Annotated in this window: 11 protein-coding genes; 4 read left to right on the top strand and 7 right to left on the bottom strand. The window is 54.3% G+C overall.

Annotated elements, in window-relative coordinates:
- Positions 1 to 16: 16 nt before the first annotated feature.
- The 5 genes from ispC to rpsB form a co-directional block, all read right to left on the bottom strand.
- A complete protein-coding gene (gene ispC, locus ACOTX7_RS04490) occupies positions 17 to 1,216 on the bottom strand; it encodes a 1-deoxy-D-xylulose-5-phosphate reductoisomerase (protein WP_221256941.1) in 1,200 nt (399 codons plus the stop codon).
- 92 nt (positions 1,217 to 1,308) lie between these two features.
- Complete coding sequence (gene frr / locus ACOTX7_RS04485; protein ID WP_003856180.1) at positions 1,309 to 1,866, bottom strand: ribosome recycling factor; 558 nt, start codon at positions 1,864 to 1,866, stop codon at positions 1,309 to 1,311.
- 167 nt (positions 1,867 to 2,033) lie between these two features.
- The gene (gene pyrH / locus ACOTX7_RS04480; protein WP_008501910.1) at positions 2,034 to 2,759 is read right to left on the bottom strand and encodes a UMP kinase; all 726 of its coding nucleotides are present in this window, start codon (positions 2,757 to 2,759) and stop codon (positions 2,034 to 2,036) included.
- 149 nt (positions 2,760 to 2,908) lie between these two features.
- The gene (gene tsf, locus ACOTX7_RS04475) at positions 2,909 to 3,760 is read right to left on the bottom strand and encodes a translation elongation factor Ts (RefSeq protein ID WP_006810044.1); all 852 of its coding nucleotides are present in this window, start codon (positions 3,758 to 3,760) and stop codon (positions 2,909 to 2,911) included.
- Positions 3,761 to 3,877: 117 nt separating this feature from the next.
- Positions 3,878 to 4,603, bottom strand: a complete 726-nt coding sequence (gene rpsB, locus ACOTX7_RS04470; RefSeq protein ID WP_003856207.1) for a 30S ribosomal protein S2 — start codon at positions 4,601 to 4,603, stop codon at positions 3,878 to 3,880.
- A gap of 321 nt (positions 4,604 to 4,924) precedes the next feature.
- Here rpsB and map point away from each other — a divergent pair, with 321 nt between their 5' ends.
- The 4 genes from map to ACOTX7_RS04450 all read left to right on the top strand — a co-directional run bounded on the left by map (position 4,925) and on the right by ACOTX7_RS04450 (position 9,812).
- Positions 4,925 to 5,719 (top strand): type I methionyl aminopeptidase, encoded by a 795-nt coding sequence (gene map, locus ACOTX7_RS04465; protein WP_006810045.1) that lies wholly within the window; start codon positions 4,925 to 4,927, stop codon positions 5,717 to 5,719.
- A gap of 62 nt (positions 5,720 to 5,781) precedes the next feature.
- The gene (gene glnD / locus ACOTX7_RS04460; protein WP_032673788.1) at positions 5,782 to 8,457 is read left to right on the top strand and encodes a bifunctional uridylyltransferase/uridylyl-removing protein GlnD; all 2,676 of its coding nucleotides are present in this window, start codon (positions 5,782 to 5,784) and stop codon (positions 8,455 to 8,457) included.
- Positions 8,458 to 8,489: 32 nt separating this feature from the next.
- Positions 8,490 to 9,314: a 2,3,4,5-tetrahydropyridine-2,6-dicarboxylate N-succinyltransferase gene (gene dapD / locus ACOTX7_RS04455; protein ID WP_006810047.1), complete on the top strand. Its 825-nt coding sequence runs from the start codon at positions 8,490 to 8,492 to the stop codon at positions 9,312 to 9,314.
- A 111-nt stretch (positions 9,315 to 9,425) separates the two neighbouring features.
- Entirely contained in the window at positions 9,426 to 9,812 is a 387-nt protein-coding gene (locus ACOTX7_RS04450) for a DUF3461 family protein (RefSeq protein ID WP_003856216.1), read from the top strand.
- A 92-nt stretch (positions 9,813 to 9,904) separates the two neighbouring features.
- Here the strand turns inward: ACOTX7_RS04450 and ACOTX7_RS04445 are convergent, their stop codons facing one another.
- On the bottom strand, positions 9,905 to 11,062 hold the full coding sequence (locus tag ACOTX7_RS04445) for a CdaR family transcriptional regulator (RefSeq protein WP_003856217.1): 1,158 nt from the start codon (positions 11,060 to 11,062) through the stop codon (positions 9,905 to 9,907).
- A 146-nt stretch (positions 11,063 to 11,208) separates the two neighbouring features.
- Positions 11,209 to 12,642 (bottom strand): serine endoprotease DegP, encoded by a 1,434-nt coding sequence (gene degP, locus ACOTX7_RS04440; RefSeq protein WP_221256940.1) that lies wholly within the window; start codon positions 12,640 to 12,642, stop codon positions 11,209 to 11,211.
- Positions 12,643 to 12,661: the final 19 nt, after the last annotated feature.

Below are 12,661 nucleotides of genomic sequence, written 5' to 3'. Positions count from 1 at the left end.
ACTAGTGCTTGCTTTATCACCAGCTTGCGAGACGTGTCACTTGTTTACGCGCAACAATACGTGCCTGTTCATCCACGGCCAGCATCTCTTCCACGCTCTGCGGCTCACGCAAATCCATCATCTCCAGCACGGATAAATTCAACGCAGCGATGTCGGTAAAGCGGATCTGCTGATTCAGGAATGCGTCAACGGTCACTTCATTGGCTGCATTAAGCGCGGTTGTTGCCGCCTGCCCCTGATCGAAGGCCGTCATCGCCAGTTTCAGGCACGGATAACGGTCGTAATCAGGCTCGCTAAACGTCAGTGAACTCAGCTTGCAAAAATCGAGTGGCTTAACGCCTGATTTTACGCGGTTTGGCCACGCCATCGTATGAGCGATAGGCGTGCGCATATCCGGTTCACCCAACTGTGCCAGCACGCTGCCGTCCTGATAGCGCACCATCGAGTGAATCACCGATTGCGGGTGGATCAGCACTTCCATCTGTTTCGCCGACGCATTGAACAGCCAGCGAGCTTCAATGTATTCCAGACCTTTGTTCATCATGGTGGCCGAATCGACGGAGATCTTACGCCCCATTGACCAGTTCGGATGGCGACACGCCTGATCCGGCGTCATTGCGCTCAATTCAGACAGTGGCGTTTCACGGAACGGGCCACCAGACCCGGTAAGCAGAATCGACACAACGCCATTCTGCTCCAGGTCAGCGTACCCCAGGTTTTGTTGAAAAGGTTGAGGCAAACTCTGAAAAATCGCGTTGTGCTCGCTATCGACCGGCAAAAGTCGCGCCCCACGCTTTTTAACCGCCTCCATAAAGAGGCGTCCGCAGGTGACCAGCGACTCTTTGTTCGCAAGCAGGACATCTTTTCCCGCATCAATAGCGGCAAGCGTCGGCAGAAGACCCGCCGCCCCGACGATTGCCGCCATGACCTGATCAACTTCATCAAGCGCGGCCATCTCGCACGCCGCCTGTTGCCCGCTGAGCACCTCGGTACGGCAGCCCTTCTCCTGCAACAGCGCTTTCACCTGCCGGGCGCTCTCTTCATCATCCATCACCGCAAAACGGGGGGTAAACTCCAGGCACTGTTCGACCATTCGCTGCACGTTTTTTCCGGCCACAAGCGCGGCCACGGTGTAACGGTCAGGATTATGACGTACAACGTCGAGAGTGCTGCAACCGATAGAGCCGGTCGAGCCGAGGAGAGTGAGATGCTTCATGAGATGCCCAAAAGTTAGACCAGATAAAAGCAAAACGCCGCCAGCAAGACTCAACGTCCTTCTGAACGGCGTTTATCAGTGTACAGCGAAAATCAGAACTGCATCAGTTCCGCTTCTTTTTCTGCTAGCGCCGCATCAATTTTCTTGATGGCAGCGTCAGTCATTTTCTGAATGTCGTCCTGAGAACGACGATCGTCATCTTCGCTGATCTCTTTTTCTTTCAGCAGTGCTTTCACTTTATCGTTCGCGTCGCGACGTACGTTACGCACGGAAACACGACCCTGCTCAGCTTCACCGCGAACCACTTTGATCAGGTCTTTACGGCGTTCTTCCGTCAGCGGAGGCAGTGGAACACGGATGTCAGCGCCCGCAGAGCTTGGGTTCAGACCCAGGTCAGATGCCATGATCGCTTTTTCAACGGCCGGGCTCATTGAGCGGTCGAACACGTTGATTTTCAGGGTACGGGTATCTTCTACCGTCACGCTCGCCAGCTGACGCAGAGGCGTTGGCGTACCGTAATATTCTACGATGATGCCATCCAGCAGGCTTGGGGAAGCACGGCCAGTACGGATTTTGCTGATTTGGTTTTTGAACGCTTCTACGCATTTGTCCATGCGTACTTCAGCATCTTTTCTGATGTCGTTAATCACGTTACGAATCCTTGAAAACTTGTCTCAGGCAGACTATCCGCCAGCACAGCGCTACAGGTGTGCTAAGTATAGTCGCGTTTAATTCATGACAACGCCAAAGGCGCGCCCGGGTAAGATACCACTTCGAAATAAAGCGGAATCTTACCTGTATTTATCGCCGACGGAAATTATTCCGTGATCAAAGTGCCTTCTTTTTCGCCCATAACAACGCGACGCAGCGCGCCAGGCTTGTTCATGTTGAAGACACGGATCGGCAGTTTGTGATCACGAGCCAGCGTAAAGGCGGCAAGATCCATCACTTTCAGCTCTTTATCCAGCACTTCGCTGTAGCTCAGCTGATCGTACATGGTCGCAGACGGATCTTTTGCCGGATCGGCAGTAAACACGCCATCCACTTTGGTCGCTTTCAGCACCACATCGGCTTCGATTTCGATACCGCGCAGGCAGGCTGCGGAATCGGTGGTAAAGAACGGGTTACCCGTACCGGCGGAGAGGATCACCACGCGGTTGTTGCGCAGCAGGCTGATAGCCTCTGCCCAGCTGTAGTTATCGCATACACCATTCAAAGGAATAGCGGACATCAGGCGAGCGTTCACATAGGCGCGATGAAGCGCATCACGCATCGCCAGGCCATTCATCACGGTTGCCAGCATACCCATGTGGTCGCCCACTACGCGGTTCATCCCCGCTTTCGCCAGACCAGCACCACGGAAAAGGTTGCCACCGCCAATGACCACGCCAACCTGAATACCCAGTTCGACCAGTTCTTTGATTTCCTGTGCCATGCGATCAAGGATGCTTGCGTCAATACCGAAGCCTTCCGATCCTTGCAGCGCTTCGCCACTCAGCTTAAGCAGAATGCGTTTGTACACGGGTTTTGCATTGGTAGCCATGTTTCTTTCCTGAGACTGTCAACGATTAAGATGGGGTTAATTCTGGCGACATGATATGTCGCATATCAGCACAGCGATACTGGAGCCTGTCTGATTTCGTGAGACGGGTGACAAAAAGAAGCCGCCCTCAGGCGGCTCCTTTTCCATCATTAAGACTGCTTGGACATTGCAGCAACTTCTGCTGCGAAGTCAGTCTCAACTTTCTCGATGCCTTCGCCAACTTCGAAGCGGATGAAGCCAGTCACGTCAGCGTTGTGCTCTTTCAGCAACTGAGCAACAGACTTGCTTGGATCCATTACGAAAGGCTGGCCAGTCAGAGAAACTTCGCCGGTGAATTTCTTCATGCGGCCTTCAACCATTTTCTCTGCGATTTCTTTTGGCTTACCAGACTGCATCGCGATGTCCAGCTGAACCTGGTACTCTTTCTCTACCACTTCAGCAGACACGTCTTCTGGCTTAACGAATTCTGGTTTGCTTGCAGCGATGTGCATTGCCAGCTGTTTAACCAGCTCTTCGTCAGCGCCTTTAGCCGCAACCAGAACACCGATACGCGCGCCGTGCTGGTAAGAGCCCAGAACGTCACCTTCCAGAGAAGCAACGCGACGGATGTTGATGTTCTCACCGATTTTAGCAACCAGCGCAACACGCTCTTCTTCGAACTGTGCTTTCAGAACTTCAACGTCAGTGATTTTGCCTGCAACCGCGGCGTCCAGAACTTTGTTAGCAAATGCCTGGAAACCAGCATCTTTAGCAACGAAGTCAGTCTGGCAGTTAACTTCCAGAATGATGCCGTAGGTGCCGTCGATTTTGGTGATGATCACGCCGTCAGCAGCAACGTTGCCTGCTTTCTTAGCTGCTTTGATCGCACCGGATTTACGCATGTTTTCGATTGCCAGCTCGATGTCGCCGTTCGCTTCGGTCAGCGCTTTTTTGCAATCCATCATGCCTGCGCCAGTACGCTCACGCAGCTCTTTTACCAGGGATGCGGTAATTTCAGCCATTCTTAAATCCTCGGGAGATGTGAACTGCCCGGCCGGGAGCCAAACAGTATAAATTGAAAAAAGGGGCCGATAATGGGCCCCTATTCATACACGGTACTAATAAGGGGTAAAACCTTATTATTCAGCTTCTACGAAGCTTTCTTCCGCCTGAGAAGCCAGATCCTGGGAACGGCCTTCACGAACGGTAGCAGCTACAGCGCTCAGGTACAGGCTAACAGCACGGATTGCGTCGTCGTTACCCGGGATAACGAAGTCAACACCGTCCGGATCCGAGTTGGTATCAACGATAGCGAATACCGGGATACCCAGGTTGTTAGCTTCTTTGATTGCGATGTGCTCGTGGTCTGCATCGATTACGAACAGCGCGTCTGGCAGGCCGCCCATATCTTTGATACCGCCCAGGCTGTTTTCCAGCTTGTCCAGTTCACGAGTGCGCATCAGCGCTTCTTTCTTAGTCAGCTTATCGAAAGTACCGTCCTGAGACTGGGTTTCCAGATCTTTCAGGCGCTTGATGGACTGACGAACAGTTTTCCAGTTGGTCAGCATGCCGCCCAACCAGCGATGGTTCACGAAGAACTGGTCGCAGCTGTTAGCAGCATCTTTCACAGCTTCGCTTGCAGCGCGCTTAGTACCAACGAACAGAATCTTACCTTTACGGGAAGAGATCTTGTTCAGCTCAGCCAGGGCTTCGTTGAACATTGGTACAGTCTTCTCAAGGTTGATGATGTGAACTTTGTTACGTGCGCCGAAGATGAAAGGCTTCATTTTCGGGTTCCAGTAACGGGTCTGGTGACCGAAGTGAACACCAGCCTTGAGCATGTCGCGCATGGAAACAGTTGCCATGTTTAAAACCTCTATATTGAAAGTTGGGGTTATGCCTCCACGTATCCCATATTACCGACCCCGAAGGGCACCCCGGAATATGTGCCGATACGTGTGTGTTGTTACACAAAGTGAGATTTGTCGCTCCCGTCCAGCCTGTGTATCTGAGATGGATCGGAAGTCCGGCGCGCTTTATACCACAAAACACGGTCAGAAACCAATAATTGTTGGCGGAGTGTGCTGTTAATGATTCTCAATTTGGCACGGGGTGCGCCTGACTGATACCATTGACAACACTTACACTAGTATTGTCGAAAAAATCGACACCGATGGACAGATTACATGGCTATCTCTATTAAGACACCTGAAGAAATTGAAAAGATGCGCGTCGCCGGTCGTCTGGCCGCGGATGTGCTGGAAATGATCGAACCGTTTGTGAAACCGGGCGTCAGCACTGGCGAACTGGATCGCATCTGTAACGACTATATCGTCAACGAGCAGCACGCGGTTTCCGCCTGCCTCGGCTATCACGGCTTCCCGAAATCCGTCTGCATCTCTATTAATGAAGTGGTGTGCCACGGCATTCCGGATGACGAGAAGCTGCTGAAAGATGGCGACATCGTCAACATCGACGTGACCGTCATTAAAGACGACTACCACGGTGATACCTCTAAGATGTTCATCGTTGGCAAGCCCACCATCCTTGGCGAGCGCCTGTGTAAAGTTACCCAGGAGAGCCTCTACCTGGCGCTGAAGATGGTTAAGCCGGGTATCCGCCTGCGTACCCTCGGTGCGGCTATTCAGAAATTTGTAGAAGCGGAAGGTTTCTCCGTGGTGCGCGAATACTGCGGTCACGGCATTGGTCGTGTGTTCCATGAAGAACCGCAGGTTCTGCACTACGATGCAGACGACGGCGGCGTGGTACTGCAAAAGGGCATGACCTTCACTATCGAACCGATGGTCAACGCGGGTGATTACCGCATCCGTACCATGAAAGATGGCTGGACGGTAAAAACCAAAGACAGAAGCTTGTCTGCCCAGTACGAGCATACTATTGTGGTAACAGACAACGGCTGCGAAATTATGACGTTGCGCAAGGATGACACCATCCCGGCGATACTGACGAACATTGAGTAATAAGAAGCCGGCGAATGCCGGCTTTTTTAATGGCGATAGCTTTTTCTTATGGGTGGCGCACGATGAGTAATCTCTTACCCGAACAGTATGCTAACACAGCACTTCCCACCCTCCCCGACCAGCCTGACAACCCGGGCGTCTGGCCGCCGCACGAGCTGACCTGCGCGCATATCAAAGCCCACATGGCGGTTTTCCATCGCTGGCTGGGGAGCGCGTTCGACGCGGGCGTGTCTGCCGAACAGCTTATTGAAGCGCGTACCGAATTTATCGACCAGCTCCTGCAACGTTTGTGGATCGACTACGGTTTCGGCCAGGTGAGCGACGTCGCGCTGGTTGCGGTCGGCGGCTATGGCCGGGGTGAACTGCATCCGCTCTCGGATATCGACCTGCTGATCCTCAGCCGCAAAAAGCTGCCGGACGAACAGGCGCAGAAAATCGGTGAACTGCTGACGCTGCTGTGGGACGTCAAACTGGAAGTGGGCCACAGCGTGCGCACCCTGGAAGAGTGTCTGCTGGAAGGGTTATCTGACCTGACCGTTGCCACCAACCTGATTGAAACCCGCCTGCTGATTGGCGACGTCGCGCTGTTCCTCGAACTGCAAAAGCACATATTTAGCGACGGCTTCTGGCCCTCGGAAAAATTTTTCGCCGCGAAGGTCGACGAACAAAACCAGCGTCACCAGCGTTATCACGGCACCAGCTATAATCTCGAACCGGATATCAAAAGCAGCCCCGGTGGCCTGCGCGATATTCACACCCTGCAATGGGTCGCCCGACGCCATTTTGGGGCAACATCGCTGGACGAAATGGTCGGTTTTGGTTTTCTGACCGAAGCCGAACGTAACGAACTCAATGAGTGTCTGCATCTGCTCTGGCGCATCCGTTTTGCCCTGCACCTGGAAGTCACCCGCTACGATAACCGCCTGCTGTTTGATCGTCAGCTTAGCGTGGCGCAGCGCCTGAATTATCAGGGCGAAGGCAACGAGCCGGTCGAGCAGATGATGAAGGATTTCTTCCGCGTCACCCGCCGCGTCTCTGAGCTGAATCAGATGCTGTTACAGCTGTTCGATGAGGCGATCCTCGCGCTGACGGCAGACGAAAAACCGCGTCCGATTGATGACGAATTTCAGCTGCGCGGCACGCTGATCGATCTGCGCGACGAAACGCTGTTCATTCGCGAACCGGAAGCGATCCTGCGCATGTTCTACACCATGGTGCGTAACAGCACGATCACCGGGATCTACTCCACCACCCTGCGCCATTTACGCCATGCACGGCGTCATCTGAAGCAGCCTTTGTGTTACATCCCAGAGGCGCGCTCGCTATTTCTGAGCATGCTTCGTCATCCGGGCGCCGTCAGCCGCGGTCTGCTGCCGATGCACCGCCACAGCGTATTGTGGGCCTATATGCCGCAGTGGTCGCATATTGTCGGGCAGATGCAGTTCGACCTGTTTCACGCCTATACGGTAGATGAGCACACGATCCGCGTCATGCTGAAGCTGGAAAGTTTCGCTAAAGAAGAGACGCGATCCCGCCATCCGCTGTGCGTTGATCTGTGGCCGCGTCTTTCTCACCCGGAACTGATCCTGATCGCCGCTCTGTTCCATGATATCGCCAAAGGACGCGGCGGCGACCACTCGGTGCTGGGCGCACAGGACGTGCTGAAATTTGCCGAGCTGCACGGCCTGAACTCGCGTGAGACACAGCTTATCGCCTGGCTGGTTCGCCATCATCTGTTGATGTCGGTTACCGCTCAACGTCGTGATATTCAGGATCCGGAAGTCATCAAGCAGTTCGCCGAAGAGGTGCAAACGGAGAACCGCCTGCGCTACCTGGTTTGTCTGACGGTGGCCGATATCTGCGCCACCAACGAAACCCTGTGGAACAGCTGGAAGCAGAGCCTGCTGCGCGAACTGTATTTCGCCACCGAAAAACAGCTGCGACGCGGGATGCAAAACACCCCGGACATGCGCGAGCGTGTGCGCCACCATCAGTTGCAGGCGCTGGCCCTGCTGCGCATGGATAACATCAACGAAGAGGCGCTGCATCAAATTTGGGCGCGCTGTCGCGCTAACTACTTTGTGCGCCACAGCCCAAACCAGCTTGCCTGGCACGCCCGGCATCTGCTGAAGCATGACCTGACGAAACCGATGATTCTGCTCAGCCCGCAGGCCACGCGTGGCGGGACGGAGATCTTTATCTGGAGCCCTGACCGGCCTTATTTGTTTGCAGCGGTCTGTGCCGAGCTGGACAGGCGTAACCTGAGCGTTCACGACGCGCAGATTTTTACCACCCGCGACGGCATGGCGATGGATACCTTTATTGTGCTGGAGCCAGACGGTAGCCCGCTGTCGTCGGATCGTCACGAAGGAATACGCTTCGGTCTGGAGCAGGCTATCACCCAGCGCAGCTGGCAGCCACCGCAGCCGCGTCGCCAGCCGGCAAAACTGCGCCACTTTACCGTCGATACCGAGGTCAATTTCCTGCCGACCCATACGGACCGTAAATCGTTTCTTGAGCTGATCGCGCTCGACCAGCCAGGGCTGCTCGCCCGCGTCGGCCAGGTTTTTGCCGATCTGGGAATTTCGCTTCATGGCGCCCGAATTACAACCATTGGCGAGCGAGTAGAAGATTTATTTATAATCGCCACCGCCGACCGGCGTGCCCTTAATAATGACCTGCAACTTGAAGTGCAACAACGGTTGACAGCAGCCCTCAATCCAAACGATAAAGGGTGACGTGTTTTTTAGTGAAATGGAAAGAGTAAACAATGCAGCAGTTACAGAACGTTATTGAGTCCGCTTTTGAGCGTCGCGCCGACATCACTCCGGCAAATGTGGATACCGTGACCCGTGAAGCGGTTAACCAGGTTATTTCCCTGCTGGATTCCGGCGCGCTGCGCGTGGCAGAAAAAATCGACGGTCAGTGGGTCACTCATCAATGGCTGAAGAAAGCTGTGCTGCTCTCTTTCCGTATCAACGATAACCAGGTTATCGACGGAGCAGAAAGCCGCTACTTCGATAAAGTGCCAATGAAATTTGCGGAGTACGACGAAGCGCGCTTCCAGAAAGAGGGCTTCCGCGTAGTACCACCGGCGGCGGTTCGTCAGGGTGCCTTCATCGCACGCAACACCGTGCTGATGCCATCCTACGTGAACATTGGCGCCTACGTTGACGAAGGCACCATGGTGGACACCTGGGCTACCGTCGGCTCCTGTGCGCAGATTGGTAAAAATGTTCACCTGTCCGGCGGCGTGGGCATCGGTGGTGTTCTGGAGCCACTTCAGGCTAACCCAACCATCATTGAGGACAACTGCTTCATCGGCGCACGTTCCGAAGTGGTTGAAGGCGTGATCGTAGAAGAAGGTTCTGTGATCTCCATGGGCGTCTACATTGGCCAGAGCACCCGCATTTACGATCGCGAAACCGGTGAAATCCACTACGGCCGCGTTCCGGCCGGTTCCGTTGTGGTTTCCGGCAACCTGCCGTCTAAAGATGGCAAATATAGCCTGTACTGCGCGGTCATCGTGAAAAAAGTGGACGCGAAAACCCGCGGTAAAGTGGGCATCAATGAACTGCTGCGCACCATCGATTAATCGGGTATAACAAAAAGCGGGGGCAACCCCGCTTTTTTTATAACCGAAGGTGGCGAAAATAGATTTTTTCGTTAATTATTCATAGGTTATGTTGAGATCAAGGGTACCGCTATGTACGATAATCTGAAAAGTCTGGGCATTACCAATCCTGATGAAATTGATCGTTATAGTCTCCGCCAGGAAGCCAATAACGATATTTTGAAAATCTATTTTCACAAGGACAAAGGAGAGTTTTTCGCCAAAAGCGTGAAGTTTAAATATCCACGCCAGCGTAAGACCGTTGTCGCTGACGGTATCGGTCAGGGATATAAAGAAGTACAGGAAATCAGCCCTAACCTGCGCTACGTGATCGACGAACTTGATCAAATCTGCCAGCGCGATCGCAGCGAAGTCGATCTGAAACGTAAGATCCTTGACGACCTGCGTCACCTTGAAAGCGTTGTCACCAATAAGATCAGCGAAATTGAAGCGGATCTTGAGAAATTGACGCGGAAATAAAAGCAAAACGGCAATCCTTGATTGCCGTTTTTAATGTTTGCGCCCTCTCCCCGTGGGAGAGGGATGGGGTGAGGGCACCAGACCGCACTCAGTCATCTCTGTTCATCCAGCTGCAACGCCACATACAGCAGTAGCCGGTCGTCGAAATTTCCTAAATCCAGCCCCGTCAGTTCCGAGATCCGGTTTAGCCTGTACTCCAGCGTATTACGGTGAATAAACAGCGCTTTTGACGTTGCCAGCGGCTGCACGTTATGCCGGAACCACGCCTGCAACGTGCGGCGCAGCAGCCCGTTGTTGTCCATCGCTTTCAGACGCACCAGCGGGCGCGCCAGCTCGTTGGCCTGCCAGCCGCCGCGCAAACTGTCGAGCAGGACCGGCAGCATCAGATCCTGATAAAAATAACTGCGGCTCTCCGGCATGCGCTGTTTACCCACCATCATAGTAGTGCGCGCCGTTCGCCATGAACGGGCGATACTTCCCGGCCCGGTAAAGTAATTCCCCAGCGCGACGCGAAAACGGAGCTGACCGTTCTCCTTCATGCGCTCGATGAGTAACTCAACGCGACGACGATGATCTTCCGCGTCCCAGCGACCAAACTGATTAAGCGCGGGCTTGAGCACCACCATCTCCGTTAAAGAGACAATCGCCACCAGGTTGTTACGCTCGGGGGTCGCCAGCATATTTTGCAGCTGCTGTAGCTCCACCATGGCGCTGTCCACACCAAGCTGGCCGCTATCCACCTCGATAACGGCGACCACGCGCGGCTGATTCAGGTCGATCCCCAGACGCTGCGCCCACTCGCTCAGGGCAGGCGTGTGCTCTTCCGCCTGAATCAAATTCATCACCAGCTCTTCGCGCAGGCGGCTGTCCTGGGCAAGCAGGTGCATCAGACGCGACTGCTCCAGCATCATCTCCGCCGTCATGCAGACCAGTTCGCCGTATTTACGCAGCGATTCAGGATCGCCGGTCAGACCGATAACGCCAACAATTTCCCCTTCCAGACGCAGCGGCAGGTTGATCCCCTGTCGGACCCCGTGCAGATGTTTCGCCACGGCGTCATCGATGTCGACCACGCGCCCCTGAGAAAGCACCAGCAACGCTCCTTCGTGCAATTCACCAATACGCTCACGATCGCCGCTGCCAATAATGCGCCCTCGGGCGTCCATTACGTTGATATTGGTATCAATGATGCGCATGGTGCGCGCCACGATATCCTGCGCCATTTTGGTATCAAGATGCCAGCCAGCCATATAACCCTCCCGTGAGCAGAGCTCAAGCATAGGGAAGTTCAGCTAAGGCTGCATTGTGCAGATGCCCAAAGGCAGAGAGAGATGTATGGAGTTGTGGGAAAGGTCACAGAAAAGAGAAAGCCCCTGCGAACAGGGGCTTAAGAAGATTACTGCATCAGGAGATAAATAGAGGTATCACCACGCTGAATATTCAGCGCCAGCACGGACGGCTTGCTGTCGAGAATTTTGCGCAGTTCAGCGATGTTTTTCACCGGCTGCTGGTTCGCGCCCATGATCACATCACCTTTTTTCAGGCCGATACGGGCAGCAGGTGAGTTCGCTTTCACGTTGTTCACCACCACGCCTTTATCTGCCCCTTTGTTGCTCATCTCAGCACCTTCAATACCGCTGAAGATGGTGCTGGAATCCACCTGATTCTGGCTGCTCTGTTGCAGTTCCAGGCTCACGTTAACCGGCTTACCTTCACGCAGCAGGCCGAGGGTCACTTTACTGCCGATTGGCATAGAACCCACTTCCGCACGCAGGGCCGCAAAGCTGCTGATCGGTTTACCGTTCAGCGAGGTGATCACGTCACCCGCTTTAATGCCGGCTTTCGCCGCCGGGGAGTTCGGCATAACCTGGCTTACGAATGCGCCGCGCTGAGCGTCCACTTTCATCGCTTTCGCCAGCTCGGAGTTCAGTTCGGTGCCCATGATACCCAGCTCACCGCGTTTCACCTGTCCATACTGCACCATCTGCGCAGTCAGGTTTTTCACCATGTTGCTCGGGATAGCAAAGCCGATACCGATGTTGCCACCGTCCGGTGCCAGGATAGCGGTGTTGATACCGATCAGCTCACCGTTCAGGTTAACCAGCGCACCGCCGGAGTTACCGCGGTTAATGGCCGCATCCGTCTGGATGAAGTTTTCATAGTTTTCCGCGTTCAGGCCGCTACGCCCCAGCGCAGAGACGATACCCGAAGTCACGGTTTCGCCCAGACCAAACGGGTTACCGATGGCGACGGTGTAGTCACCGACGCGCAGCGCGTCAGAGTCGGCAAGTTTAATCGCCGTCAGGTTCTTCGGATCCTGGATTTGGATCAGCGCGATGTCGGAGCGCGGGTCTTTACCGACCACTTTGGCGTCGAATTTACGACCATCGCTCATCTGCACTTTAATGGTGCTGGCGTTATCTACCACGTGGTTATTGGTCACCACGTAGCCTTTCGCTGCATCAATAATGACGCCCGAGCCGAGTGCCATGAATTTCTGCTGCTGGCCGCCGCCCTGACCGTCATCCCCTGCACCGCCGCCCTGACAGAACGGGGAACTCTGGAATGGCGAACCGTCCTGGCAGAATGGCGAATTGTCGCCGAAGAACTGCTGGAAATTACGCGGCATGCGCGGCGTATTGACGGTTGTGCTGCCCTCAACGTTAATACTCACCACCGATGGCATCACTTTTTCGAGCATCGGGGCCAGGCTTGGCATCTGCTGCGCAGTCGCTGCCGAGGAAGCTGTCTCGGCCGCCATCGCCAGAGGGGACAGCGCTAAACCTAAACTCAGAGCCAGTGCACTCATTGCTAATGTGGTTTTTTTCATGTTTCTCAATCTCGATTTA

This window comes from Enterobacter cloacae complex sp. IR5418, from assembly GCF_049238105.1.
Taxonomy (GTDB): Bacteria; Pseudomonadota; Gammaproteobacteria; order Enterobacterales; family Enterobacteriaceae; genus Enterobacter; species Enterobacter hormaechei.
This window is presented reverse-complemented; position numbering and strand designations above follow the sequence as displayed.